The sequence below is a fragment of the Enterobacter sp. 6722112 genome (genome assembly GCF_058661685.1).
The window spans coordinates 2408940-2434159 of record NZ_JBZWGR010000007.1; the positions used below are offsets into that span (position 1 = coordinate 2408940).

Here is a 25220-nt window from a genome sequence, read left to right on the forward strand (position 1 = left end):
TTTCTCTCGCCAGATCGTTAAAATCAAGTCGTCTTAAAACGTAATACAGGTTGCGCCCTGCTCCGCACCGGAGAGTTTCTCACGCAACGCACCAAACATTTCGCGTCCGGTACCCACGCGTGACGCGCTCAGGTCAGGAATATGTGGCTGACGCGCCGCCAGCTCTGCTTCATCCACCAGCAGGGTTAACTCGCCTGTCTGACCGTTAACGCGGATCATGTCACCATCACGTACTTTCGCCAGCAGGCCGCCGTCGTAGGCTTCCGGGGTGACATGAATCGCTGAAGGCACTTTACCGGATGCCCCTGAAAGGCGTCCATCGGTTACCAGTGCAATTTTGAAACGGCGGTCCAATAATACACCAAGCGGCGGCATAAGTTTATGTAATTCTGGCATCCCGTTCGCTTTTGGTCCCTGATGACGCACCACGACCACACAGTCTTTATCAAGCAGACCCGCGTCAAAGGCAGGTAAAACGTCGTGCTGGCTTTCAAACACCACCGCCGGGGCTTCAATAACCTGATTCTCTTCCGGCACGGCAGAGGTTTTCATCACGGCACGTCCAAGGTTACCGCTCAGCACTTTGGTGCCGCCGTGAGGAGAGAACGGCTGTTCGAAGGTTGCGATAACCTGAGGATCAAGCGAGTCGCTCGCCCCTTCGCGCCAGTCCAGCTCACCGTTGTTCAGCCAGGGTTCAAGGGTATAGCGATGCAGGCCAAAGCCCGCCACCGTGTTGACATCCTCATGCAGCAGGCCGCCTTTCAGCAACTCGCGCATCAGCACCGGCACGCCGCCCGCGGCCTGGAAGTGGTTGATGTCCGCCGGACCGTTCGGGTACAGACGCGCCATCAGCGGTACCACGGAGGAGATATCGGAGAAGTCATCCCAGTTGATCAGAATGCCCGCCGCGCGCGCCATCGCGACAAGGTGCATGGTATGGTTGGTTGAACCGCCGGTCGCCAGCAGGGCGACAATCCCGTTTACGATGACTTTTTCATCCACCATTTTGCCCATTGGCATCCACTCGTTGCCGTTACCGGTCAGGCGCGTCACCTGACGGGCTGCGGCTTCGGTCAGCGCTTTACGCAGTGGCGCATCCGGCTGGATGAACGACGAGCCCGGCAGCTGCATACCCATAAACTCCACCACCATCTGGTTGGTGTTGGCCGTACCGTAGAACGTACAGGTGCCCGGCGCATGATAGGACGCGGCTTCCGCTTCCAGCAGTGCCTGACGGTCCGCTTTTCCTTCGGCATACAGCTGGCGGATACGGACTTTTTCCTTGTTTGGCAGACCGCTAGCCATCGGGCCTGACGGCACAAAAATCGCTGGCAGATGGCCAAACGACAGCGCGGCCATCACCAGCCCCGGGACGATTTTGTCGCACACGCCCAGATAGAGCGCGCCATCAAACATATTGTGAGACAGGCCCACTGCCGCTGACATGGCGATCACTTCGCGGCTCAGCAGGGACAGCTCCATACCGTCCTGGCCCTGGGTTACGCCATCACACATGGCCGGCACGCCGCCTGCAACCTGGCCCACCGCGTTCACGCTGTGCAGCGCATTGCGGATGATAGACGGGTAGACCTCATACGGCTGGTGGGCTGAAAGCATGTCGTTATAGGAGGTAATGATGGCGATATTGTTACGCAACATGCTTTTCAGCGCGTCTTTATCACCAGGCTGGCAGGCCGCAAAGCCGTGGGCCAGATTCCCGCAGGCCAGCTGAGAGCGATGGACAGTTTCACTCTTCGCCTGTTCGATGCGGGCAAGGTAGGCAGCACGGGTCTCTTTCGAGCGTTCAACGATGCGTTGTGTTACGCGTAACAATGTCGGATTCATAAAAGCTCCTCTAATTTATCTGTCCAGGCTCGGGAGTTTACACAGTTTCTGACGGTTGTTAACAACGCTGAAACGCCTGATATCCGGAGCACAGGGGCAAAATGTCTGAAGGGAGTGTAATAAAAAAAGCTCCGCGGGTGAATCCACGCGGAGCTTAAAAGATAAAAATTATGCCACTTGCTGTGTTAGATCATGTTACCGGTAAAATAACACCTTTGGGCTAGAGAAGGTGGTTATTCAAACTCGTTCCAGGAGCGGCCATCACGGGTGATCATCGCAACGGAGGCGACAGGTCCCCAGGTTCCCGCCTGATACGGTTTTGGCGCGTCCTGATCGGCTGCCCACGCTTCAGTGATGGAGTCGACCCACTTCCACGCCTCTTCCACTTCATCGCGGCGGACGAACAGCGCCTGGATACCACGCATGGTTTCCAGCAGCAGACGCTCGTAAGCATCGGCGAGATGCGTCTGGTTGAAGGTTTCAGAGTAGCTCAGGTCCAGCTTGGTAGTTTGCAGGTTGTGTTTGTGATCAAGGCCCGGCACTTTGTTGAGGATCTGAATATCCACACCCTCGTCCGGTTGCAGACGGATGGTCAGTTTGTTCTGCGGCAGTTCCTGCCAGGATTCTTTGAACAGGTTCAGTTCCGGATTTTTGAAGTAGACCACCACTTCGGAGCATTTTGCCGGCAGACGTTTACCGGTACGCAGGTAGAACGGCACACCGGCCCAGCGCCAGTCGTCGATATCCACGCGGATCGCCACAAACGTCTCGGTGTTGCTGGACTTGTTCGCGCCCTCTTCTTCCAGATAGCCAGGAACTTTTTTCCCCTGGGCAAAACCTGCGGTGTACTGGCCGCGCACGGTTTTCTCGCGCACGTTGGAGCGGTCAATACGGCGCAGTGATTTCAGCACTTTCACTTTTGCGTCACGAATGCTGTCGGCCGTCAGATCTGACGGTGGAGACATGGCAATCATGCACAGAATTTGCAGCAGATGGTTCTGGATCATGTCCCGCATCTGGCCGGCCTGGTCGAAGTAGCCCCAACGGCCTTCGATGCCCACCTCTTCCGCCACGGTAATTTCCACGTGGTCGATAGTGCGGTTGTCCCAGTTGTTCACGAACAGGGAGTTGGCAAAACGCAGCGCCAGCAGGTTCAGTACCGTCTCTTTGCCCAGATAGTGGTCAATACGGTAAACCTGACACTCCTCAAAGAACTCGCCCACCTGGTCGTTGATTTCACGCGAGGTCGCCAGCGACGTACCCAGCGGTTTCTCCATCACCACGCGCGCCGGTTTGGCGTTCAGCCTCGCCTCGCCCAGACCTTTACAGATGGCGCCGAAGGTGCTTGGGGGCATGGCGAAATAGTTAATAGTGACACGATTTTCCTGGTCAAGCATTTCACCCAGACGGGTAAAGGCGCCTACATCGTTGACGTCCAGGTTGCAGAAATCGAGACGCCCGCTCAGCTTATCCCAAAGGCTTTCATCGATTTTCTCTTTCATGAACGTTTCGAGCGCCTCGCGCACGACTTTGGTATAAGCCTCCTTATCCCAGTCTGCGCGCCCTACCCCAAGGATCCGGGTGTCGGGATGGATCTGGCCCGCTTTTTCGAGCTGATACAGGGAAGGCAGCAATTTTCGGCGTGCAAGATCGCCTTTCGCGCCGAAAATGACCAGGTCACATGCCTGGGCTGTTTGCGTTACCGCCATGTCATTCTCCTCAGTTAGATCGCCTGGTACTCTGCCAGGTATCGTTGTAATTTTATTACAATGCACTGTACTGCTTTTACGCGTTTCCTGAAACCATTAGCGCTTAACGTCGCGTGCGATACGGTGATTTTTCGTCGCCCGGGCCATTACGCCCGTCTGATGACGCAACAAACGTCGATTCTTTGCGCAACAGGGTCAGAGCAAAACCCGACGTCGATCAAGTAATGAAAAAAAACAACAACATTTCTTGTCGACGATTACCCTTTCGGGAGTCCCGGGGGTAATATCGGCTAAATCGAATCAAGATTTCATCTCTTTATGAAATCGTTTATGCCCTCATGAGCGTCTTGTTAACAATGAACATGCTGGAAAAAATCCAGTTTCAACTGGAACACCTTAGCAAATCCGAGCGCAAAGTGGCTGAAGTTATTCTCGCCGCGCCCGCTCAGGCGATTCATTCAAGCATCGCCGCTCTGGCACAGGAATCGGGCGTCAGCGAACCGACGGTCAATCGATTCTGTCGTAGTCTGGACACGCGCGGCTTTCCTGATTTTAAACTGCATCTGGCCCAAAGTCTGGCAAACGGCACCCCGTATGTTAATCGCAATGTAGATGAAGACGACAGCGTTGATGCTTACACCGCAAAAATATTTGAATCGGCTATGGCCACGCTCGACCACGTTCGCCAGTCTCTGGACATGAGTTCAGTGAATCGCGCGGTCGATCTTCTCACGCAGGCCAAACGGATTGCCTTCTTTGGCCTTGGCTCGTCCGCCGCCGTGGCGCATGACGCCATGAATAAGTTCTTTCGCTTTAACGTGCCGGTGATTTACTCCGATGACATTGTGCTGCAACGCATGAGCTGTATGAATTGTAGTGAAGATGATGTCGTGGTACTCATCTCCCATACGGGCCGCACCAAGAGCCAGGTGGAGCTGGCGCAGCTCGCGCGTGACAACGATGCGATGGTCATCGCCCTGACGACGGCAGGTACGCCGCTGGCCAGGGAAGCGACGCTCGCCATTACCCTGGACGTACCGGAGGACACCGACATGTACATGCCGATGGTCTCCCGCCTGGCGCAGTTGACGGTCATCGACGTGCTGGCGACCGGTTTTACCTTACGCCGGGGCGCAAAATTCCGGGATAACTTGAAGCGGGTCAAGGAAGCCCTGAAAGAATCGCGTTTTGATAAAGAATTGCTTATAAAGAGCGATGTTCCCTAATAACTACGATGTACGATTTACGGCATTCGGTCCCCTCGCTACTGCCTTGCGATAGATGAAGGCCGATTCTATGTTCACGCAACACCACAGTTGTTTCAGTCAACGGAGTATTACATGTCCAGAAGGCTTCGCAGAACCAAGATCGTCACCACCTTAGGCCCGGCCACCGACCGCGATAATAACCTCGAAAAGATTATCGCCGCGGGTGCCAACGTGGTGCGCATGAACTTCTCTCACGGTACGCCAGAAGACCATAAATTACGTGCCGACAAAGTGCGTGAAATCGCAGCTAAACTGGGCCGCCATGTTGCTATCCTCGGTGACCTGCAAGGTCCAAAAATCCGCGTATCGACCTTTAAAGAAGGCAAAGTCTTCCTCAACATCGGCGATAAATTCCTGCTGGATGCCAACCTGAGCAAAGGCGAAGGCGATAAGGAAAAAGTGGGTATCGACTACAAAGGTCTGCCTGCTGACGTTGTGCCTGGCGACATCCTGCTGCTGGACGACGGACGCGTACAGCTGAAAGTGCTGGAAGTTCAGGGTATGAAGGTATTCACCGAAGTGACCGTCGGCGGCCCGCTCTCCAACAACAAAGGCATCAACAAACTCGGCGGTGGCCTGTCTGCCGAAGCGCTGACCGATAAAGACAAAGCGGATATCGTGACCGCAGCGCAGATCGGCGTGGATTACCTGGCCGTCTCCTTCCCGCGCTGCGGCGAAGATCTGAACTATGCTCGCCGCCTGGCGCGCGATGCAGGCTGCGATGCGAAAATCGTTGCGAAAGTGGAACGCGCTGAAGCGGTCTGCGATCAGGACGCGATGGACGACGTGATCCTGGCGTCTGACGTGGTGATGGTTGCCCGTGGTGACCTGGGCGTGGAAATTGGCGACCCTGAACTGGTCGGTATCCAGAAAGCGCTGATCCGTCGCGCGCGTCAGCTAAACCGCGCGGTGATCACCGCCACCCAGATGATGGAATCCATGATCACCAACCCAATGCCAACCCGTGCGGAAGTCATGGACGTGGCGAACGCCGTGCTGGATGGTACCGATGCGGTGATGCTGTCAGCGGAAACCGCGGCAGGTCAGTATCCGGCAGAAACCGTGGCCGCCATGGCGCGCGTGTGCCTGGGTGCAGAGAAGATCCCAAGCATTAACGTCTCCAAGCACCGCCTGGATATCCAGTTCGACAATGTGGAAGAAGCGATTGCGATGTCTGCGATGTACGCAGCCAACCACCTGAAAGGGGTCACGGCGATCATCACCATGACCGAATCTGGCCGTACCGCGCTAATGACGTCCCGTATCAGCTCCGGTCTGCCGATCTTCGCCATGTCCCGTCACGAGCGTACGCTGAACCTGACGGCGCTGTATCGCGGCGTGACGCCAGTATACTTCGACAGCACCAACGACGGCGTGGCCGCCGCGCACGATGCCGTGAACCTGCTGCGCGACAAAGGTTATCTGGTATCCGGTGATATCGTTATCGTGACGCAGGGTGACGTGATGAGCACCATCGGCTCAACCAATACCACCCGCGTACTGACCGTAGAGTAAGCTCCGATCCCCTCTCCCCTAAGGGGAGAGGGGTGAAGGTTTCCTATTTCTTCGGGAAAAGCTCTTTACGCTTGTACGGCTCTGTTTCACCAGGTTTACGCGTTTTGAGCAACTTCAGGATCCACGTATATTGCTCCTTATGCGGCCCCACCAGCACCTCCACCTCTTCATTCATGCGACGTGCGATGGTGTGATCGTCTGCGGTCAGCAGATCGTCCATCGGCGGACGTACCTCAATGCTCAGGCGATGCGTTTTACCGTCATAAACCGGGAACAGTGGGATCACGCGGGCGCGGCAGACTTTCATCAGGCGACCAATCGCGGGTAGCGTGGCTTTATAGGTTGCGAAGAAATCGACAAACTCGCTGTGTTCCGGGCCGTGGTCCTGATCGGGCAGATAGTAGCCCCAGTAACCCTGACGTACCGACTGAATGAAAGGCTTAATGCCATCGTTTCGGGCGTGCAAACGCCCGCCAAAGCGACGGCGCACGGTATTCCAGACGAAGTCGTAGATTTTGTTTCCCTGATTATGGAACATCGCCGCCATTTTCTGGCCCTGCGACGCCATTAACATCGCCGGAATGTCTACCCCCCAGCCGTGCGGCACCAGGAAAATCACCTTTTCATCATTGCGACGCATCTCGTCGATGATCTCCAGCCCTTTCCAGTCAACGCGTTCGACGATCTTCTCCGGCCCTTTCAGCGCCAGTTCCGCCATCATCGCCATGGCCTGGGGCGCGGTGGTATACATGTCATCAATGATTGCTTCGCGTTCGGCGTCGCTTTTATCCGGAAAACAGTACAACAGATTTATTTGCGCGCGGCGGCGTGCGCTTTTACCTAAGCGCCCTGCCAGGCGCCCCACTTTGCCGAGCACCGGATCGCGGAGGGAAGCAGGTAGCAACGCCATGCCAGCAAACGCGTATACGCCAAGCCAGGCGCCCCAGTTACGCGGGTGGCGAAAAGATTTTTCAAACTCGGGAATGTACTCAATATTGTTTTTTTTGGTTTCCATGCGGGTTCCAGGGTCTGGTGACGCAAAAATATATTCGGATAGTGTAGCGAGGCTGCCGCCCGCGCACAAAAGAAAAAGCCGGCGCATACTGACGCCGGCTTTTTAAATCAGGAAAGCTTAGTCGAAGCGCAGCTGCGGCATCACCTCTTTCACCTGCGCCAGGTAATCTTTGCGATCTTTGCCGGTCAGCCCTTCGGTGCGCGGCAGTTTTGCCGTCAGCGGGTTAACCGCCTGCTGGTTGATCCACACTTCGTAGTGCAGGTGCGGCCCCGTCGACCGGCCGGTGTTACCGGACAGCGCGATGCGATCGCCACGTTTCACTTTCTGGCCCGGTTTGACCAGCAGTTTACGCAGGTGCATGTAGCGGGTGGTGTACGTACGACCGTGACGAATAGCAACGTAGTAGCCAGCAGCACCGCTGCGTTTCGCCATGACCACTTCACCATCCCCTACCGCCAGCACTGGCGTGCCCTGCGGCATGGCGAAGTCAACGCCACGGTGCGGCGCTACGCGGCCAGTTACCGGGTTCAGACGACGCGGGTTAAAGTTGGAGGAGACGCGGAACTGTTTCTCCGTTGGGAAACGCAGGAAGCCTTTTGCCAGACCCGTACCGCTGCGGTCATAGAACTTACCGTCTTCCGCGCGAATAGCGTAGTAGTCTTTGCCGTCTGAACGCAGACGAACGCCCACCAGCTGGCTCTGCTCGCGCTTACCGTCCAGCATTTCGCGGGACATCAGGACAGAGAACTGATCGCCTTTTTTCAGTTTGCGGAAATCCATCTGCCACTGCATGGCTTTGATCACCGAGCTGATTTCAGCGCTGGTCAGGCCGGCATCGCGTGCGCTGGAAACAAAGCTGCCGCCGACGGTCCCTTTCATGACGCTGTTAACCCAGTCGCCCTGCTGCAATTCGCTGGTCATTTTGAAACCGTTTGCAGTGCGATCGTAGGTGCGGGTTTCGCGACGGGACATCTCCCAGGTCAGACGTTGCAGATCGCCGTCGGGCGTTAGGGTCCAGGAAAGCTGCTGACCAATTTTCAGGTTACGCAGCTCTTTATCGGATGCGGCGAGCTGGCTGATGTTGCCCATGTCGATACCGTACTGGTTCAGGACGCTGCTCAGCGTATCGCCAGTAGATACAACATATTCATGAATGCCGGCTTCATTCTGGATCTTGTCATCCAGCTCATCCTGGGGAATCGCTTCATCTTCCTGAGCGGCCTGATCGATAGGCTCGCTGGCCTCAGGCAGCAGAGAGCGGATCTCGCTCTTCTCCAGTTCGATGGTTTTAATGATTGGGGCGGAACTCGGGTGGTAAACATAGGGCCGCCAGACGGCGACCGCTAATGTGAGAACTGTAAGCGACCCCAGCATAACGCGGTGGGGTCGAGGCAGATTGTTAAATGCCAGGGCGACAGAGCGGGCTATCTGTTGCACGTATTCACTTCCTCGTTAATCTCCTTTCAGGCAGCTCGCATACTGATTCGCCAGTTGGCTGAGGAACTGCGAATAGCTCGCTTTGCTCAACTGGATGTTCGTACCTAGCGGGTCAAGGGTTCCCATGCGCACGGATGTTCCCCTGGCCACGGCTTCTACGACCGCTGGCCTGAACTGTGGCTCAGCAAAAACGCATGTCGCTTTTTGCTCAACCAACTGTGTTCTGATTTCATGTAAACGCTGCGCACCAGGCTGAATTTCAGGGTTGACGGTAAAATGCCCCAGCGGGGTCAGACCGTAATGTTTCTCGTAATACCCGTAGGCATCATGAAAAACGAAGTACCCTTTTCCTTTAAGCGGTGCGAGCTCGTTACCCACCTGTTTGTCGGTTGCGGCTAATTGAGCCTCAAAATCCTTCAGGTTGGCGTCGAGTTTGATTCGACTTTGCGGCATAAGTTCCACTAATTTGTCGTGGATTGCAACCGCTGTAAGCCGCGCTATCTCTGGGGAGAGCCAGAGATGCATATTGTATTCGCCGTGATGGTGATGGTCGTCACCTTTTTCACCGTGAGCATGGTCGTGGTCGTGTTCGTCACCCTCGTCCTCAGCTCCTTTCATGAGTAACGGTTTCACGCCGGACAGCCCGGCAATCGTCACCTGTTTCTCAGCGGGAAGCTGACTGGCTGACTTCTGCATGAACGCTTCCATCTCAGGACCAATCCAGACGACTAAGTCCGCGTTCTGTAAGCGTTTTACATCAGATGGACGCAGGGAATAATCATGCTCGGAAGCACCGTCAGGCAGCAGAACCTGGGTCTCAGTGACCCCATCCGCGATGGCAGAGGCGATAAATCCAAGCGGTTTAAGCGAAGCGACAACGGCGGCGTTAACATCTTGTGCTGTTGTACCCCAAAGAGCAGCGGATAAAGCTGCGAAAAGAAGCGTATTTTTCTGTAACATAATGCGACTAATCATCGTAATGAATGCGTGGGATGTGATATTATAACATTCGATGACTTCTGCAAGCTTAAATTGACATGACGACTTTAGTTTCTCTTGAAAATGTTTCGGTCTCATTCGGCCAGCGCCGCGTCCTTTCTGAGGTGTCGCTGAATCTGAAGCCCGGCAAAATACTCACGCTGCTCGGCCCTAACGGTGCAGGCAAGTCGACGCTGGTACGCGTCGTATTAGGCCTGGTAGCCCCTGATGCAGGTGTTATCGTCCGCCAAGACAAGTTGCGTATCGGCTATGTGCCGCAAAAATTACACCTCGATGCCACCCTGCCCCTGACGGTGAGCCGCTTCCTGCGCCTCCGTCCCGGTACGCGTAAAGCGGATATCCTCCCGGCGCTGAAACGCGTTCAGGCGGGACATCTTGTTGAGGCGCCCTTGCAAAAGCTGTCGGGCGGTGAAACCCAGCGCGTATTACTTGCCCGCGCCCTGCTCAGCAGCCCTCAGCTGCTGGTCCTGGACGAGCCGACGCAGGGTGTTGACGTCAACGGTCAGGTTGCGCTGTACGATCTGATTGACCAGCTCCGTCGGGAGCTAAACTGCGCGGTGCTGATGGTGTCCCATGATCTGCACCTGGTGATGGCCAAAACCGACGAAGTGCTGTGCCTGAACCATCACATTTGTTGTTCCGGCACGCCGGAAGTGGTGTCAATGCATCCGGAATTTATCTCTATGTTTGGCCATCGCGGCGCCGAACAGCTGGGCATCTATCGTCATAATCACAATCACCGCCATGATTTACAGGGACGAATCGTCCTGCGTCGGGGAAATGGACACTCATGATTGAACTGTTACTGCCCGGCTGGCTGGCCGGGATTATGCTTGCCTGCGCCGCAGGTCCACTCGGCTCGTTTGTCGTCTGGCGCAGAATGTCCTATTTCGGCGATACGCTGGCCCATGCTTCATTGCTGGGTGTGGCGTTTGGTTTGTTACTGGACGTGAACCCGTTTTATGCGGTGATTGTCGTCACGCTGCTGCTGGCTGCCGGTCTGGTCTGGCTGGAAAAACGCCCTCACCTGGCAATTGATACCCTGCTCGGCATTATGGCGCACAGCGCCCTGTCGCTGGGCCTGGTGGTAGTGAGCCTGATGTCAAACATCCGCGTAGATCTGATGGCCTACCTGTTTGGCGATCTGCTGGCCGTCACGCCCGAAGATCTCATTTCCATTGCCATTGGCGTGGCGGTGGTGCTCGGGATCCTGCTGTGGCAGTGGCGGAATTTACTGGCTATGACCGTCAGTCCGGATCTGGCCTTTGTCGATGGCGTGAAGCTTCAGCGCGTGAAGCTGCTGTTGATGCTGGTGACGGCGTTAACCATCGGCGTGGCGATGAAATTTGTTGGCGCGCTGATCATCACGTCGCTGCTGATAATTCCTGCCGCCACTGCGCGCCGTTTTGCGCGTACGCCGGAGCAAATGGCCGGTATCGCGGTGATTATCGGAATGATTGCGGTGACGGGCGGGTTAACCTTCTCGGCGTTTTATGACACGCCAGCGGGGCCGTCGGTGGTACTGTGCGCGGCGGTGTTGTTTATTTTCAGTATGATGAAAAAGACCGCGCAGTAGTCAGCATGTCCCCGGTGGCGCTTCGCTTACCGGGGCTACAATTTATCGCTGCTTACGGCATCGCGGGCGGCGTAATGCCGAAATGATTCCACGCCCGCACCGTTGCCATACGACCACGCGGGGTACGCTGCAAGAAGCCCTGCTGGATCAGATACGGCTCCAGCACGTCCTCGATAGTCTCACGCTCTTCGCCAATTGCCGCCGCCAGGTTATCCAGCCCTACCGGCCCGCCAAAGAACTTATCCAGCACCGCCAGCAGCAGCTTACGGTCCATATAGTCAAAGCCTTCGGCATCGACATTCAGCATATCCAGCGCCTGGGCGGCGATCTCGGCCGATATGGTGCCGTCGTGCTTCACCTCGGCAAAGTCACGCACCCGGCGCAGCAGGCGGTTGGCGATACGCGGCGTACCGCGGGAGCGCTTCGCCACTTCAAACGCCCCCTCTTCGCTCATATCCAGCCCCATGTAGCGCGCGCTGCGGCCCACAATATGCTGAAGGTCAGGCACCTGATAAAACTCCAGACGCTGCACGATACCAAACCGGTCGCGTAGCGGAGAGGTCAGAGAGCCGGCGCGGGTCGTGGCGCCAATCAGGGTAAACGGCGGCAGATCGATTTTGATCGAGCGCGCGGCCGGGCCTTCACCGATCATGATATCCAGCTGGTAATCCTCCATTGCCGGATAGAGCACTTCCTCCACCACCGGTGAAAGACGGTGGATCTCATCGATAAACAGCACGTCATGCGGTTCGAGGTTGGTCAGCATCGCCGCCAGGTCCCCTGCTTTCTCCAGTACCGGGCCGGAGGTGGTACGCAGGTTAACGCCCATTTCATTGGCGACGATATTCGCCAGGGTGGTTTTACCTAACCCCGGCGGCCCAAAAATCAGCAGGTGATCGAGCGCATCGCCGCGCAGCTTTGCCGCCTGGATGAAAATCTCCATCTGAGAACGAACCTGCGGCTGGCCGATGTACTCATCCAGCAATTTGGGACGGATCGCGCGATCCACCACGTCATCTGGTTGAATAGTGCCTGCCGATACCAGGCGGTCTGCTTCAATCATCCTTTACCTCACAATGCAGCGCGCAGCGCTTCACGAATCAGAGTTTCACTGCTGGCATCCGGTTTAGCAATTTTGCTCACCATCCGGCTGGCCTCCTGAGGTTTATAGCCCAGCGCCACCAGCGCGGCAACCGCTTCCTGCTCGGCATCATCATCCGATGCAGGCGCGCCCGGGGAAGTCAGCACCAGATCGGCTGCCGGCGTGAACAGATCGCCATGCAGACCTTTGAAGCGGTCCTTCATCTCGACAATCAGGCGCTCGGCGGTTTTCTTCCCGATGCCCGGAAGTTTAATTAACGCAGCTGGATCTTCACGCTCAACGGCGTTCACAAACTGTGGCGCTGACATACCGGACAGAATCGCCAGGGCCAGCTTCGGCCCGACGCCGTTGGTTTTAATCAATTCGCGGAACAGTGTGCGTTCCTGTTTGTTATTGAAGCCGTACAGCAGCTGAGCATCTTCACGCACCACAAACTGGGTAAAGACAACCGCCTCTTTGCCCGCCTCCGGCAGCTCATAGAAGCAGGTCATCGGCATATGGACTTCATAGCCCACGCCACCCACCTCCAGCAGCACTAACGGGGGTTGTTTTTCAATGATGATGCCTCTGAGTCTGCCTATCACGTGACGCTCCTGCGTTCTGGAAGAAATTATCTGCCGACATAATAAAAAAAGGCTGGATAAACATCCAGCCTGATTTGTCATTATCGTAACCTGCCTCGCGCCAGATTGAGCCGCGACTCGCTCATTTGCATCGCATTCTGGCTGACGTGACAGTGGGTAATCGCAATGGCCAGCGCATCCGCGGCGTCGGCCTGCGGGTTCGCAGGGAGCTTCAGCAGGGTACGCACCATGTGCTGCACCTGGCTTTTCTCCGCGCTACCAATGCCCACCACCGTCTGCTTAACCTGACGGGCCGCGTACTCAAACACCGGCAGATCCTGGTTCACGGCGGCAACAATCGCCACGCCGCGCGCCTGACCGAGCTTTAACGCCGAGTCAGCGTTTTTCGCCATAAAGACCTGCTCGATGGCGAAATAGTCCGGCTGGAACTGGGTGATGATCTCCGACACGCCCGCATAGATGAGCTTCAGGCGCGACGGCAGATCGTCCACTTTGGTGCGAATACAGCCGCTGCCGAGGTAGGTTAGCTGGCGTCCCACCTGACGGATAACGCCATAGCCGGTGACGCGTGAGCCGGGGTCAATCCCGAGAATAATCGACATCACGCGTCTCCCGTAAACGGTTTACAGGCTCTCATCAGAGAGTCGCTGCAACCTCATCAGAGATTTCACCGTTGTGATACACTTCCTGCACGTCGTCGCAGTCTTCGAGCATGTCGATCAGACGCAGCAGTTTCGGTGCGGTTTCCGCATCCATGTCCGCTTTGGTAGACGGGATCATGGAGACTTCAGCGTTATCCGCCTTCAGGCCAGCCGCTTCCAGCGCATCGCGCACGGCACCCATCTCTTCCCATGCGGTGTAAACATCAATAGCACCGTCGTCGTAGGTCACCACGTCTTCCGCACCGGCTTCCAGCGCCGCTTCCATGATCGCATCTTCGTCGCCTTTCTCGAAGGAGATGACGCCTTTTTTGCTGAACAGGTACGCTACAGAACCGTCAGTGCCCAGGTTGCCGCCAGTTTTGGTGAACGCGTGACGCACTTCCGCAACGGTACGATTACGGTTGTCGGACAGACACTCAACCATCACCGCCGTACCGCCAGGACCGTAACCTTCATAAATGATGGTTTCCATGTTCGCGTCTTCATCACCGCCCACGCCACGTGCGATGGCACGGTTCAGGGTGTCACGCGTCATGTTGTTGGACAGGGCTTTATCCACCGCCGCGCGCAGACGTGGGTTAGAGGCCGGATCGCCGCCGCCCAAACGCGCCGCTGTCACCAGCTCACGAATGATTTTGGTAAAGATTTTACCGCGTTTGGCATCCTGTGCCGCTTTGCGGTGTTTGGTGTTGGCCCACTTACTATGACCTGCCATAAAAAGTTCTCCAAAAATCGCGCCTTCTCAGGCAGCGTTAATTACAAATTCTTCAATCGCCTGCCGGTTGCTCCACGACTTGGTCAGTGCGGCGGCATCCGCCGCATTCACCCAGCGGTAGGTCAGGTGTTCCGTGAACACGATCTCCCGCTCATGGGGAAGCGCAAGGCAGAACCACGATTCCGTATTGCGCTCAATGCCCGGTGCATAGCGATGACGTAAATGGCTAAAAATTTCAAACTCCACCGTGCGCTGACAGTCCTTCAGGGTCAGTTGCTCGTAAGCAACATCAATGGCGACCTCTTCCTTTACTTCACGCGCGGCGGCCTGCGGCGCGGTCTCCCCCTCTTCCAGGCTGCCGGTAACCGACTGCCAGAAATCCGGATCGTCGCGCCGCTGCAACATCAGCACCCGCTTCGTGTCTTCTGCATAAATGACCACCAGAACCGAAACGGGACGCTTATATGCCATATCAGTTTTTCTCTTCCTTCTTCACCACCTCAATGCCCAGCTCAGCCAGCGCGGCCGGGTTGGCAAAGCTTGGCGCTTCAGTCATCAGACACGCCGCTGCGGTGGTTTTCGGGAAGGCGATCACATCACGGATGTTGTCGGTGCCGGTCAGCAGCATGGTCAGACGGTCAAGACCGAAGGCCAGACCCGCGTGCGGAGGGGTACCGTACTTCAGGGCGTCCAGCAGGAAGCCAAACTTCTCGCGCTGCTCCTGCTCGTTAATGCCCAGAATGCCGAACACGGTCTGCTGCATTTCACCGCTGTGAATACGCACGGAGCCGCCGCCCACTTCGTAGCCGTTGATGACCATATCGTAGGCGTTTGCCACCGCGTCTTCCGGCGCCGCTTTCAGCTCTGCCGCCGTCATCTCTTTTGGCGAGGTGAACGGGTGGTGCATCGCGGTCAGGCCGCCTTCACCGTCGTCTTCAAACATCGGGAAGTCGATCACCCACAGCGGCGCCCATTTGCTTTCGTCGGTCAGGTTCAGGTCTTTGCCGAGCTTCAGACGCAGCGCGCCCATCGCATCCGCAACCACTTTCTTGTTGTCTGCGCCGAAGAAGATCATGTCGCCGTCCTGCGCGCCGGTGCGCTCAAGGATCGCTTCCACGATGTCCGCATTCAGGAACTTCGCCACCGGGCTGGTGATGCCTTCCAGACCTTTTGCACGCTCGGTTACTTTAATATAGGCCAGACCTTTCGCGCCGTAGATCTTGATGAAGTTGCCGTAGTCGTCAATCTGCTTACGGCTCAGGGCAGCACCGCCCGGAACGCGCAGGGCAGCCACGCGGCCTTTCGGATCGTTAGCCGGGCCAGCAAAGACCGCGAACTCAACGGCTTTCACCAGGTCTGCCACGTCCACCAGCTCCATCGGGTTACGCAGGTCTGGTTTGTCAGAACCGTAGCGACGCTCGGCTTCCGCGAAGGTCATGACAGGGAAATCGCCCAGCTCAACGCCTTTCACGTCGTTCCACAGGCTACGCACCAGGGCTTCCATCACCTCACGCACCTGCTCAGCGGTCATGAAGGAGGTTTCCATATCGATCTGGGTAAATTCTGGCTGACGGTCAGCGCGCAGGTCTTCGTCGCGGAAGCATTTCACGATCTGATAGTAGCGATCGAAGCCGGACATCATCAGCAGCTGTTTGAAAAGCTGTGGTGACTGCGGCAGCGCGTAGAATTTGCCTTTATGGACGCGGGATGGCACCAGGTAGTCGCGCGCGCCTTCCGGCGTGGCTTTGGTCAGCATCGGGGTTTCGATATCAAGGAAACCGTGGTCATCCATAAAACGGCGCACCAGGCTGGTGATTTTCGCACGGGTTTTCAGGCGCTGAGCCATTTCCGGACGACGCAGATCCAGGTAGCGGTATTTCAGACGCGCTTCTTCGGTGTTGACGTGGTTGGAGTCCAGCGGCAACGCTTCCGCGCGGTTGATGATCGTCAGATCGGACGCCAGCACTTCGATAGCGCCGGTCGCCATGTCGGCGTTGACGTTTTTCTCGTCACGCGCACGCACGGTGCCCGTCACCTGAATGCAGAACTCATTGCGCAGCTCAGAAGCCAGCTTCAACGCATCAGCGCGATCCGGATCGAAGAACACCTGAACGATACCTTCGCGGTCACGCATATCAATAAAGATAAGGCTACCAAGATCGCGACGACGATTGACCCAACCACACAGGGTGACCTGCTGCCCGACGTGGGACTGACGCAGCTGCCCGCAATATTCTGTACGCATGAGATATCCCTTAATTAGCCGCAGGCTGATTGTCGCCTGTCTCGCAGGCTACGATGTCGCAGCTTTCTGTATGTCACAACTGGATGAAAAAAGGCGGCTATTATACTGGAAATTCTGCCGCACGATAAGAGCGAAGCACGGCCTGACGCGCGTTTGCTGAACTCTTATTGCCTATTCTCACAAAAATTAACAAAATTATCCGACCGATAACAGGCCATCACGTCGTAAGGTGTAGAAAAGCAATCATTTGACGGGAGTGACGATGTTTACACTTGATGCCACCAAAACCGCCCTTGTGGTCATTGATTTACAGGAAGGCATTCTGCCTTTTGCCGGTGGTCCGCACACCGCTGACGATGTGGTCAGCCGCGCTGCGCGCCTGGCAGAAAAATGCCGCGCCAGCGGCTCGCCTGTTGTTATGGTGCGCGTCGGCTGGTCCGCTGATTTCGCCGAAGCGTTAAAACAGCCGGTTGATGCTCAGGCCCCGGCGCAGGCGCTGCCGGACAACTGGTGGACATATCCTGTCTCGCTCGGTAAACGCGACAGCGATATAGAAGTTACCAAACGCCAGTGGGGCGCATTCTACGGCACCGACCTGGAGCTCCAGCTGCGCCGTCGCGGGATCGACACTATTATTCTGTGCGGGATCTCCACCAACATTGGTGTGGAATCCACCGCCCGTAACGCCTGGGAGCTGGGCTTTAACCTGGTGATCGCGGAAGATGCATGCAGCGCAGCCTCTGCGGATCAGCATCAGGGCAGCATGACCCATATCTTCCCGCGTATCGGTCGCGTGCGCAGCACGGATGAGATCCTCAGCGCGCTATGATGTACGTAGGCCTGCCCCAGTGGTCGCACCCGAAATGGGTGCGCCTGGGTATTACCAGCCTTGAAGAGTATGCCCGACACTTTAACTGCGTGGAGGGCAATACCACGCTGTACGCCCTGCCCCGCGCGGAGATCGTCGAACGCTGGCGCGAGCAAACCACCGACGACTTCCGCTTTTGCTTTAAATTCCCGGCGACCATCTCCCACAACGCCGCGCTGCGCAACTGCGATGATTTAACCCACGAGTTTTTCACCCGGATGACGCCTCTGGCCAACCGTATTGGCCAGTACTGGCTCCAGCTTCCCGCCACGTTTGGCCCGCGCGACCTGCCTGCCCTCTGGCAGTTTCTCGACGCCCTGCCGCATGGCTTCACCTACGGCGTAGAAGTAAGGCATCCGGAATTCTTTGCCAAGGGCGACGCGGAGAAAGCGCTCAATCGCGGCCTGCATGAACGATCGGTCAACCGCGTGATCCTCGACAGCCGCCCCGTACATAGCGCAATCCCGCACAGCGAAGCCGTTGTTGATGCCCAGCGCAAAAAACCGAAAGTGCCCGTCCACGCGATCGTAACGGCACAGAACCCGATGGTCCGGTTTATCGGCAGCGATAACATGCAGCAAAATGAGGAGATGTTCGCCGTCTGGCTGCAAACGCTGGCGAAATGGGAGCACACCACCACGCCGTACCTTTTTTTACATACGCCGGATATCGCACAGGCGCTTGAACTGGTCGATGCTCTCTGGCAGGCCTTGCAGCAGGCGGTTCCGTCGGTTGGCCCCGCGCCGTCCATCCCACAACAATCTTCTCTTTTCTGAAATCACCCCCTATCATAGAGACGTGCCATCTGCCAAAAACAGGGAGTTAGTATGGTCAGCGCGCTGTATGCGGTGTTAGGTGCATTACTGCTGATTAAGTTTTCATTTGATGTTGTGCGCCTGAGAATGCAGTACCGCGTCTCGTACGGTGACGGGGGCTTTTCTGAGCTACAAAGCGCAATCCGCATCCACGGCAACGCGGTCGAGTACATTCCCGTCGCGTTAATTTTACTGCTGTTAATGGAGATGGATGGCGCTGAAACCTGGATGGTGCACGTCTGTGGGCTGCTGCTGATTGCAGGGCGTTTGATGCATTATTATGGTTTTCACCACCGCCTGATCCGCTGGCGTCGTTCCGGCATGAGCGCGACCTGGTGCTCGCTTTTGCTGATGGTGCTGGCTAACCTTTGGTATATGCCGTGGGAGTTGGTTTTCTCCTTCCATTAGCGCACAATATGCCCCTTTATTTTTCCCGGATTTTTACGTTATGTCAGATCGCGACACGCTTTTTTCCGCGCCTATCGCCAGCCTGGGCGACTGGACCTTTGATGAACGGGTAGCCGAAGTCTTCCCGGATATGATCCAGCGCTCTGTTCCCGGTTATTCCAATATTATCTCCATGATCGGCATGCTGGCGGAGCGTTTTGTTCAACCCGGCACGCAGGTCTATGACCTGGGTTGTTCGCTGGGAGCGGCAACGCTGTCTATTCGTCGTAACGTTCATCACGAAGGCTGCAAGATTGTGGCTGTCGATAACTCACCGGCTATGGTTGAACGCTGCCGTCGCCACATTGATGCGTATAAAGCCCCTACGCCTGTGGAGGTGGTAGAAGGCGATATCCGCGATATCGACATCCAGAACGCCTCGATGGTGGTACTGAACTTTACCCTTCAGTTCCTGGTACCGGACGATCGTCAGCGGTTGCTGGATAAGATTTATCAGGGCCTGAACCCGGGCGGCGCGCTGGTGTTGTCTGAGAAATTCAGCTTTGAAGACGCCAGCGTGGGCGAACTGCTGTTCAACATGCACCATGATTTCAAGCGTGCAAATGGCTACAGCGAGCTGGAGATCAGCCAGAAGCGCAGCATGCTTGAAAACGTCATGCTGACGGATTCTGTAGAAACCCACAAAGCGCGCCTGCGCAAAGCCGGATTTGAACACAGCGAACTGTGGTTCCAGTGCTTTAACTTTGGTTCTCTGGTGGCGCTTAAAGCCGGAGACGCAGCATGATCGAGTTCGGTAATTTCTATCAGCTGATTGCCAAAAACCACCTTTCCCACTGGCTGGAAACCCTGCCTGCGCAAATTGCCGCCTGGCAGCGCGATCAGCAGCATGGTCTGTTGAAGCAGTGGTCCAACGCCGTGGAGTTTCTGCCTGAACTGACGCCTCATCGTCTGGATTTGCTGCACAGCGTGACGGCGGAGAGCGAAGAGCCGCTCCCGGCCGGGCAGATCAACCGCATCGAAACGCTGATGCGTAACCTGATGCCGTGGCGCAAAGGGCCGTTCTCGCTGTACGGTGTAAATATCAACACCGAGTGGCGCTCTGACTGGAAGTGGGATCGCGTTCTGCCGCATTTATCCGACCTGACCGGGCGCACCATTCTGGACGTGGGCTGCGGTAGCGGCTATCACATGTGGCGCATGATCGGCGCAGGCGCGCATCTGGCCGTCGGTATCGATCCGATGCAGCTGTTCCTGTGCCAGTTTGAAGCGGTGCGTAAGCTGCTGGGTAACGACCAGCGTGCGCACCTGCTGCCGCTGGGTATCGAGCAACTCCCTGCCCTGAAAGCGTTTGATACCGTTTTCTCGATGGGCGTGCTGTACCACCGTCGTTCCCCGCTGGAGCATCTCTGGCAGTTGAAAGATCAGCTGGTCAGCGGCGGCGAACTGGTGCTGGAAACGCTGGTCATCGAAGGCGATGAACATGCCGTTCTGGTGCCGGGCGATCGCTATGCGCAGATGCGCAACGTTTACTTCATCCCTTCCGCGCTGGCGCTGAAGAACTGGCTGGAGAAATGTGGGTTTGTCGATGTACGCATCGCCGATGTGTGCGTGACGTCGGTTGAGGAACAGCGCCGCACCGACTGGATGATCACCGAATCGCTGGAGCAATTCCTCGACCCGGACGATCACAGTAAAACCGTCGAAGGCTATCCGGCCCCGATGCGTGCGGTATTGATTGCGACCAAGCCGTAGCCTTTAGCCGGGTGGCGGCTGCGCCTTACCCGGCCTACGCGTGATTTCGTAGGCCCGGTAAGCGCAGCGCCACCGGGCAAAAAAGAAAAAAAGGCCCCTGTGTAATTTGCAGGGGCCTGGTACAAGCAAGCATCATATTGGGCGACATGATGCGCGGTAAAAATCGGTACGTTGCTACACGTGATGACGTTCAATCAACGATTTCATTACCGCAACCGACTCTCCATCCACACCGTAGCGCGAGTACTCATCCGCTTCAGCATCCGTCGACATTGACAACCCTGTATTGCGATAACGCATGGGTGAAGGTATCCATTTACCCGCCGAGCTGTGCAGCTCTTCCACCCCTGCGTTTAAAAACAGTTCCAGATTGCTGGCGCGTACTCCTGCGCCCGCCATGATTATTGGAACACCGGAATGTGCTTTTAGTTCCGTAATTAATTTCAGTCCTTTTTCAGCCGAGGACTGCTGGCCCGACGTCAGAACGCGCGCCACGCCCAGTTCTGCCAGCGTATCAAAGGCTTGTATCGGATCCTGACACATATCGAACGCACGATGAAAAGTGACCGCCATCCCCCGGGCGGCGCGCATGACCTGACGCATACGCGGAAGATCGATGTTGCCGTCTTCGTCCAGCACACCGATCACCAGCCCCGGAAAACCGGAATCACGGACGAGGGCGATATCCTCAAGCATGGCACTGAACTCACCCGCCGTATAACAAAAATCACCGCCGCGCGGGCGAATAATCGGGTGCACCGGAATAGTGATGGCCTGACGGGCTGATTTCAGCACGCCAAAGGACGGGGTTAATCCTCCTTCTTTCGGTGCCGCGCAAAGCTCGATGCGATCGGCCCCCTGCCGTTGCGCAGTGACGGCACACTCCACGCTGTAACAACAAATTTCCAGCAGCGCCATGTCATCCTCCTTAAATTTCACTCAACGTACCATCGTGGCACGTTGCCCGATTGGTGTCTGGATCGACGCTCACAATGCTTACGCTTCGCTGGCGACGATCTGCTCGATAGTCCAGGGATGGAATTTCACCGTCACGTTGCCGTCCGTTACGGCAAGCGTAGGGTTCGGTAAGCGTTCGCGCTCCCCTTTTGGCGAGCTGGTTTTGACGAAAATACCCGGCTGGCTTAACCCCTCGTCGGAAAGCAGCGCCAGCGCACGGGCGTTCAGCGTCTCGGGCTCCCCAGGCAGAACAATTTCGATATGCTCCCAGCCTTCGTGCGGATAACGCTTCTCTCCTGGCCAGGGCAGTTCCACAACGGTGAATTGCCAGTGCGCCACCGTTACCGGCGCGTGAAGTTTGAACAGGCAGATCGGGCGACCGTTAATGATATTCTCCGACAGCAGTTCTCCGCACTGCTCAAAGCCACGCCGCCAGCGTTCGGCGGTGGCATTCTGGTGGCAGCGCAAAGAGATGTGATCGGCCTCAAGCGGCGCGATATCCAGCCCGAGACGGGTGGCAAGTTCTGTGAACGCCTGAGTGAAGCGCGGTAAATCTGCGGAAATATCATGCAGTTCGTCAATGGTATGCCAGTTCGCCATAGGTCAGTCTCGTTTCGTGTCGCAAAGCCGCTAATTTACTCTGTTGCCCTCTGTCGACCAACCGCAGAATCACGGTTTTTTCGACTGCATGATTATGCATACCGTCTTCGCCTGGATTCTGAGCGATCTTCGCCCCCCGCAGGGCTGACGCCCGAAGGCATTTGCAGTATACTCCCGCCCTAAATTCTTAAACTGGCGTGGGTGTTTTTTACCCGCATCAAAAACGTAAGGTATCCAGGTGAATATTCAGGCTCTTCTCTCAGAAAAAGTCAGTCAGGCACTGATTGCCGCAGGTGCGCCTGCGGATTGCGAACCACAGGTTCGTCAGTCAGCGAAAGTACAGTTTGGCGACTATCAGGCTAATGGCGTGATGGCAGTGGCTAAAAAACTGGGCATGCCGCCGCGACAGCTCGCTGAGCAGGTACTGACGCATCTGGATCTCACCGGCATCGCCAGCAAAACCGAAATCGCCGGTCCAGGCTTTATCAACATTTTCCTTGAGCCTGCATTCCTCGCAAGCCACGTTGACGCGGCGCTGAAGTCTGACCGTCTGGGCGTGGCTCAGCCAGAAGCGCAGACCGTGGTGGTTGACTACTCCGCGCCAAACGTGGCGAAAGAGATGCACGTCGGTCACCTGCGCTCCACCATCATCGGTGACGCGGCGGTGCGTACCCTGGAGTTCCTTGGTCACAAGGTGATCCGCGCTAACCACGTAGGCGACTGGGGCACGCAGTTCGGCATGCTGATCGCGTATCTGGAAAAGCAGCAGCAGGAAAACGCAGGCGAAATGGCGCTGGCAGACCTGGAAGGTTTCTACCGTGAAGCCAAAAAGCACTATGACGAAGATGAAGCCTTCGCCGAGCGCGCACGCAGCTACGTGGTGAAACTTCAAGGCGGCGACCCGTACTTCCTCGAGATGTGGCGCAAGCTGGTGGACATTACCATGTCCCAGAATCAGCTCACCTATAACCGTCTGAACGTGACCCTGACCCGTGACGACGTGATGGGTGAAAGCCTGTATAACCCGATGCTGCCAGGCATTGTGGCGGACCTGAAAGCTAAAAATCTGGCGGTGGAAAGCGAAGGCGCAACGGTGGTGTTCCTTGATGAGTATAAAAACAAGGAAGGCGAACCGATGGGTGTGATCGTCCAGAAAAAGGATGGCGGCTATCTCTACACCACCACCGACATCGCCTGTGCGAAATACCGTTACGAAACCCTGCATGCGGATCGCGTGCTGTATTACATCGACTCCCGTCAGCACCAGCACCTGATGCAGGCGTGGACTATCGTGCGTAAAGCGGGTTATGTGCCGGATTCGGTGCCGCTGGAACATCACATGTTCGGCATGATGCTGGGTAAAGACGGTAAGCCGTTCAAAACCCGTGCGGGCGGCACCGTGAAGCTTTCCGATCTGCTGGATGAAGCGCTGGAACGCGCGCGTCGCCTGGTGGCCGAGAAGAACCCGGATATGCCTGCTGACGAGCTGGAGAAACTGGCTAACGCGGTTGGGATCGGCGCGGTGAAATACGCGGATCTCTCCAAGAACCGTACCACCGACTATATCTTCGACTGGGACAATATGCTGGCGTTTGAAGGCAACACGGCGCCATATATGCAGTACGCTTATACCCGCGTACTCTCCGTCTTCCGTAAAGCAAATATCGACGAAAGCGTGTTGGCGAATGCCACGGTGACCCTTACCGAAGATCGTGAAGCACAGCTGGCTGCCCGCCTGCTTCAGTTCGAAGAGACGCTCTCCGTGGTCGCGCGTGACGGTACGCCGCATGTTATGTGTGCTTACCTGTACGATCTGGCCGGTCTGTTCTCTGGCTTCTACGAACACTGCCCTATCCTCTCTGCCGAGAGCGAAGCGGTGCGTCACAGCCGCCTGAAGCTGGCGCAGCTGACGGCGAAGACACTGAAGCTCGGTCTGGATACCCTGGGTATCGAAACCGTAGAACGTATGTAAAAAAGAAACCCGGCGAGCGCCGGGTTTTTTATTATCAGAAATATTTCCGCAAATATTCCGTCAGACACAGAATCGCCATTGCCTGGCCATACGGCATCGAGGTCAGCGGTATCTGGCGGTAAAACGCCAGATCGCTTCCCATCCCCGTCCCGAAGGACGTTTGCAGCAGCTCCCCTTCCGGGGAGATGTTTTGCACGATGCCGCGAATCGCTTTCTCCGCCACCTCTGCGTACTCTGCGCCGACATAACGCTTGCGCACGGCTTTCAGAATGCCGTAGGCAAACCCTGCCGTGGCCGACGCCTCCAGATAAGAATCAGGATCGTCCAGCAGCGTATGCCACAATCCGCTCTCGTCCTGACATTTTGCCAGTGCGGCGATCTGCGCGTTCAGTACCTGCACCAGATAGCGACGAACGGCGTTGTTTTCCGGCAGATCCACCAGCTCGAGGAAATCCGGGATCACGATGGTCAGCCAGCTGTTGCCGCGCGCCCAGCGAGCCCGGGCAAAGTTGTGATTGCCGTCGTAATTCCAGCCGTGGAACCACAGCCCGGTCTCCCGATCCATCAGGTTCTGTACGTGGAGCAGGAACTGATAGATCGCCTCCTCGACGTACTCCGGCTTGTTCAGCAGCTTGCCGATTTTCGCCAGCGGCAGCACCGTCATCATCAGCGTGTCATCCCACATCTGCTGATGGTTCTCTTCCGCCAGGGTGATGTGCTGCATGCCGCCATGTTCGGTGCGCGGCATCTCATTCATCGCCCATTCCGCCCAGCTTTCCAGCCACGGCAGCCAGGCAGGGTTTTTGGTCTCTTCGTAGCGATACGCCAGCGTCAGGAACGGCGACATGGTATTCACGTTTTTGGTGGTTGCGCCTTCAGCGAAACGGTCAGCAAACCAGCTGTCGATAATCTCGCGCATGCCTTCGTCACCGGTCTGGCAGTAATACTGCCAGATACCGTATAAACCGACGCCGTGGGTCCATTCCCATCCGGCCCAGCCTTTGGTGTCGATCACGCGCCCGTCGTCCAGCCGCAGCAAAAACTCACCCGTTTTGTCGTGGATATTGACCAGGTTATGCGTCACCTTTTGAATCAGCGATTTCAGCTCATCCCTGGCGATAAAGCGCTCAGGCTGACGCAGTAACGGGCTATGTTTGACAGGCCAAACTTTCATCA

General features: G+C 56.5%; 24 protein-coding genes. 10 read left to right on the plus strand and 14 right to left on the minus strand.

The features are described 5' to 3' along the window. Nucleotides 1-33: 33 nt before the first annotated feature. Entirely contained in the window at nucleotides 34-1845 is a 1812-nt protein-coding gene (gene edd, locus AC4OVU_RS13020; RefSeq protein WP_015570284.1) for a phosphogluconate dehydratase, read from the minus strand. Between the two features lie 233 nt (nucleotides 1846-2078). Beyond that, nucleotides 2079-3554: a glucose-6-phosphate dehydrogenase gene (gene zwf, locus AC4OVU_RS13025; protein WP_110292682.1), complete on the minus strand. Its 1476-nt coding sequence runs from the start codon at nucleotides 3552-3554 to the stop codon at nucleotides 2079-2081. 356 nt (nucleotides 3555-3910) lie between these two features. On the opposite strand from zwf, the gene AC4OVU_RS13030 reads away from it, so the two are divergent. Next, entirely contained in the window at nucleotides 3911-4780 is an 870-nt protein-coding gene (locus AC4OVU_RS13030; protein ID WP_003859769.1) for a MurR/RpiR family transcriptional regulator, read from the plus strand. 114 nt (nucleotides 4781-4894) lie between these two features. Then, complete coding sequence (gene pyk / locus AC4OVU_RS13035) at nucleotides 4895-6337, plus strand: pyruvate kinase (protein WP_003859767.1); 1443 nt, start codon at nucleotides 4895-4897, stop codon at nucleotides 6335-6337. Between the two features lie 43 nt (nucleotides 6338-6380). Here the strand turns inward: pyk and lpxM are convergent, their stop codons facing one another. The 3 genes from lpxM to znuA form a co-directional block, all read right to left on the minus strand. Next, nucleotides 6381-7352, minus strand: coding sequence for a lauroyl-Kdo(2)-lipid IV(A) myristoyltransferase (gene lpxM / locus AC4OVU_RS13040; RefSeq protein WP_015570283.1), 972 nt, complete (start codon nucleotides 7350-7352; stop codon nucleotides 6381-6383). Nucleotides 7353-7469: 117 nt separating this feature from the next. Further along, a complete protein-coding gene (gene mepM / locus AC4OVU_RS13045) occupies nucleotides 7470-8789 on the minus strand; it encodes a murein DD-endopeptidase MepM (protein ID WP_491928698.1) in 1320 nt (439 codons plus the stop codon). 15 nt (nucleotides 8790-8804) lie between these two features. Continuing rightward, a complete protein-coding gene (znuA, locus tag AC4OVU_RS13050; RefSeq protein ID WP_032103662.1) occupies nucleotides 8805-9749 on the minus strand; it encodes a zinc ABC transporter substrate-binding protein ZnuA in 945 nt (314 codons plus the stop codon). 77 nt (nucleotides 9750-9826) lie between these two features. Between znuA and znuC the strand changes: the two genes are divergently transcribed. Both znuC and znuB read left to right on the plus strand, forming a co-directional pair. Further along, the gene (znuC, locus tag AC4OVU_RS13055) at nucleotides 9827-10582 is read left to right on the plus strand and encodes a zinc ABC transporter ATP-binding protein ZnuC (protein ID WP_023296807.1); all 756 of its coding nucleotides are present in this window, start codon (nucleotides 9827-9829) and stop codon (nucleotides 10580-10582) included. After that, on the plus strand, nucleotides 10579-11364 hold the full coding sequence (gene znuB / locus AC4OVU_RS13060) for a zinc ABC transporter permease subunit ZnuB (protein WP_015570280.1): 786 nt from the start codon (nucleotides 10579-10581) through the stop codon (nucleotides 11362-11364). The genes znuC and znuB overlap by 4 nt, the downstream gene beginning before the upstream one ends. Nucleotides 11365-11416: 52 nt before the next feature. On the opposite strand, the gene ruvB is transcribed toward znuB, so the two are convergent. The 6 genes from ruvB to aspS form a co-directional block, all read right to left on the minus strand. Further along, a complete protein-coding gene (ruvB, locus tag AC4OVU_RS13065; protein WP_003859753.1) occupies nucleotides 11417-12427 on the minus strand; it encodes a Holliday junction branch migration DNA helicase RuvB in 1011 nt (336 codons plus the stop codon). Nucleotides 12428-12435: 8 nt separating this feature from the next. Then, a complete protein-coding gene (ruvA, locus tag AC4OVU_RS13070) occupies nucleotides 12436-13050 on the minus strand; it encodes a Holliday junction branch migration protein RuvA (RefSeq protein WP_003859751.1) in 615 nt (204 codons plus the stop codon). Between the two features lie 80 nt (nucleotides 13051-13130). Beyond that, nucleotides 13131-13652, minus strand: a complete 522-nt coding sequence (gene ruvC, locus AC4OVU_RS13075) for a crossover junction endodeoxyribonuclease RuvC (RefSeq protein WP_003859749.1) — start codon at nucleotides 13650-13652, stop codon at nucleotides 13131-13133. Nucleotides 13653-13686: 34 nt separating this feature from the next. Further along, nucleotides 13687-14427 (minus strand): YebC/PmpR family DNA-binding transcriptional regulator, encoded by a 741-nt coding sequence (locus tag AC4OVU_RS13080; RefSeq protein ID WP_003859747.1) that lies wholly within the window; start codon nucleotides 14425-14427, stop codon nucleotides 13687-13689. A 27-nt stretch (nucleotides 14428-14454) separates the two neighbouring features. Further along, nucleotides 14455-14898, minus strand: coding sequence for a dihydroneopterin triphosphate diphosphatase (nudB, locus tag AC4OVU_RS13085; protein WP_023296808.1), 444 nt, complete (start codon nucleotides 14896-14898; stop codon nucleotides 14455-14457). A gap of 1 nt (nucleotide 14899) precedes the next feature. Beyond that, a complete protein-coding gene (gene aspS, locus AC4OVU_RS13090) occupies nucleotides 14900-16672 on the minus strand; it encodes an aspartate--tRNA ligase (protein WP_110292683.1) in 1773 nt (590 codons plus the stop codon). A 262-nt stretch (nucleotides 16673-16934) separates the two neighbouring features. Between aspS and AC4OVU_RS13095 the strand changes: the two genes are divergently transcribed. The 5 genes from AC4OVU_RS13095 to cmoB are packed head-to-tail and all read left to right on the plus strand — an operon-like array spanning nucleotide 16935 to nucleotide 20515. Beyond that, the gene (locus AC4OVU_RS13095; RefSeq protein ID WP_017384353.1) at nucleotides 16935-17501 is read left to right on the plus strand and encodes a hydrolase; all 567 of its coding nucleotides are present in this window, start codon (nucleotides 16935-16937) and stop codon (nucleotides 17499-17501) included. Then, nucleotides 17498-18316 carry a DUF72 domain-containing protein gene (locus AC4OVU_RS13100; protein ID WP_110292684.1) on the plus strand — a complete coding sequence of 273 codons (819 nt, stop codon included), beginning with the start codon at nucleotides 17498-17500 and terminating at the stop codon, nucleotides 18314-18316. The genes AC4OVU_RS13095 and AC4OVU_RS13100 overlap by 4 nt, the downstream gene beginning before the upstream one ends. Nucleotides 18317-18367: 51 nt before the next feature. Further along, nucleotides 18368-18763 (plus strand): MAPEG family protein, encoded by a 396-nt coding sequence (locus tag AC4OVU_RS13105; protein ID WP_003859737.1) that lies wholly within the window; start codon nucleotides 18368-18370, stop codon nucleotides 18761-18763. A 40-nt stretch (nucleotides 18764-18803) separates the two neighbouring features. Further along, nucleotides 18804-19547, plus strand: coding sequence for a carboxy-S-adenosyl-L-methionine synthase CmoA (cmoA, locus tag AC4OVU_RS13110; RefSeq protein WP_003859735.1), 744 nt, complete (start codon nucleotides 18804-18806; stop codon nucleotides 19545-19547). Beyond that, nucleotides 19544-20515 (plus strand): tRNA 5-methoxyuridine(34)/uridine 5-oxyacetic acid(34) synthase CmoB, encoded by a 972-nt coding sequence (gene cmoB / locus AC4OVU_RS13115; protein WP_032103969.1) that lies wholly within the window; start codon nucleotides 19544-19546, stop codon nucleotides 20513-20515. Before cmoA ends, cmoB begins: the two co-directional genes overlap by 4 nt. A gap of 174 nt (nucleotides 20516-20689) precedes the next feature. On the opposite strand, the gene cutC is transcribed toward cmoB, so the two are convergent. Both cutC and AC4OVU_RS13125 read right to left on the minus strand, forming a co-directional pair. Next, on the minus strand, nucleotides 20690-21433 hold the full coding sequence (cutC, locus tag AC4OVU_RS13120; protein WP_032669628.1) for a copper homeostasis protein CutC: 744 nt from the start codon (nucleotides 21431-21433) through the stop codon (nucleotides 20690-20692). A gap of 78 nt (nucleotides 21434-21511) precedes the next feature. Then, nucleotides 21512-22072, minus strand: a complete 561-nt coding sequence (locus AC4OVU_RS13125; protein ID WP_015570274.1) for a VOC family protein — start codon at nucleotides 22070-22072, stop codon at nucleotides 21512-21514. A gap of 238 nt (nucleotides 22073-22310) precedes the next feature. Here AC4OVU_RS13125 and argS point away from each other — a divergent pair, with 238 nt between their 5' ends. Beyond that, nucleotides 22311-24044 carry an arginine--tRNA ligase gene (argS, locus tag AC4OVU_RS13130; protein WP_023294934.1) on the plus strand — a complete coding sequence of 578 codons (1734 nt, stop codon included), beginning with the start codon at nucleotides 22311-22313 and terminating at the stop codon, nucleotides 24042-24044. Nucleotides 24045-24078: 34 nt separating this feature from the next. Here argS and bglB read toward each other — a convergent pair whose 3' ends face one another. After that, nucleotides 24079-25218 (minus strand): beta-galactosidase BglB, encoded by a 1140-nt coding sequence (gene bglB, locus AC4OVU_RS13135; RefSeq protein ID WP_026080697.1) that lies wholly within the window; start codon nucleotides 25216-25218, stop codon nucleotides 24079-24081. Nucleotides 25219-25220: the final 2 nt, after the last annotated feature.

What these genes read in the sequence shown, in the direction of transcription:
- bglB (WP_026080697.1), bottom strand. Translation starts at nt 25,218, where the DNA reads ATGAAAGTTTGGCCTGTCAAACATAGCCCGTTACTGCGTCAGCCTGAG.
- AC4OVU_RS13095 (WP_017384353.1), top strand. Translation starts at nt 16,935, where the DNA reads ATGTTTACACTTGATGCCACCAAAACCGCCCTTGTGGTCATTGATTTA.
- AC4OVU_RS13030 (WP_003859769.1), top strand. Translation starts at nt 3,911, where the DNA reads ATGAACATGCTGGAAAAAATCCAGTTTCAACTGGAACACCTTAGCAAA.
- aspS (WP_110292683.1), bottom strand. Translation starts at nt 16,672, where the DNA reads ATGCGTACAGAATATTGCGGGCAGCTGCGTCAGTCCCACGTCGGGCAG.
- zwf (WP_110292682.1), bottom strand. Translation starts at nt 3,554, where the DNA reads ATGGCGGTAACGCAAACAGCCCAGGCATGTGACCTGGTCATTTTCGGC.
- AC4OVU_RS13100 (WP_110292684.1), top strand. Translation starts at nt 17,498, where the DNA reads ATGATGTACGTAGGCCTGCCCCAGTGGTCGCACCCGAAATGGGTGCGC.
- ruvB (WP_003859753.1), bottom strand. Translation starts at nt 12,427, where the DNA reads ATGATTGAAGCAGACCGCCTGGTATCGGCAGGCACTATTCAACCAGAT.
- cmoB (WP_032103969.1), top strand. Translation starts at nt 19,544, where the DNA reads ATGATCGAGTTCGGTAATTTCTATCAGCTGATTGCCAAAAACCACCTT.
- cmoA (WP_003859735.1), top strand. Translation starts at nt 18,804, where the DNA reads ATGTCAGATCGCGACACGCTTTTTTCCGCGCCTATCGCCAGCCTGGGC.
- znuA (WP_032103662.1), bottom strand. Translation starts at nt 9,749, where the DNA reads ATGTTACAGAAAAATACGCTTCTTTTCGCAGCTTTATCCGCTGCTCTT.
- cutC (WP_032669628.1), bottom strand. Translation starts at nt 21,433, where the DNA reads ATGGCGCTGCTGGAAATTTGTTGTTACAGCGTGGAGTGTGCCGTCACT.
- pyk (WP_003859767.1), top strand. Translation starts at nt 4,895, where the DNA reads ATGTCCAGAAGGCTTCGCAGAACCAAGATCGTCACCACCTTAGGCCCG.
- ruvC (WP_003859749.1), bottom strand. Translation starts at nt 13,652, where the DNA reads ATGTCGATTATTCTCGGGATTGACCCCGGCTCACGCGTCACCGGCTAT.
- AC4OVU_RS13125 (WP_015570274.1), bottom strand. Translation starts at nt 22,072, where the DNA reads ATGGCGAACTGGCATACCATTGACGAACTGCATGATATTTCCGCAGAT.
- nudB (WP_023296808.1), bottom strand. Translation starts at nt 14,898, where the DNA reads ATGGCATATAAGCGTCCCGTTTCGGTTCTGGTGGTCATTTATGCAGAA.
- znuC (WP_023296807.1), top strand. Translation starts at nt 9,827, where the DNA reads ATGACGACTTTAGTTTCTCTTGAAAATGTTTCGGTCTCATTCGGCCAG.
- lpxM (WP_015570283.1), bottom strand. Translation starts at nt 7,352, where the DNA reads ATGGAAACCAAAAAAAACAATATTGAGTACATTCCCGAGTTTGAAAAA.
- AC4OVU_RS13080 (WP_003859747.1), bottom strand. Translation starts at nt 14,427, where the DNA reads ATGGCAGGTCATAGTAAGTGGGCCAACACCAAACACCGCAAAGCGGCA.
- AC4OVU_RS13105 (WP_003859737.1), top strand. Translation starts at nt 18,368, where the DNA reads ATGGTCAGCGCGCTGTATGCGGTGTTAGGTGCATTACTGCTGATTAAG.
- edd (WP_015570284.1), bottom strand. Translation starts at nt 1,845, where the DNA reads ATGAATCCGACATTGTTACGCGTAACACAACGCATCGTTGAACGCTCG.
- znuB (WP_015570280.1), top strand. Translation starts at nt 10,579, where the DNA reads ATGATTGAACTGTTACTGCCCGGCTGGCTGGCCGGGATTATGCTTGCC.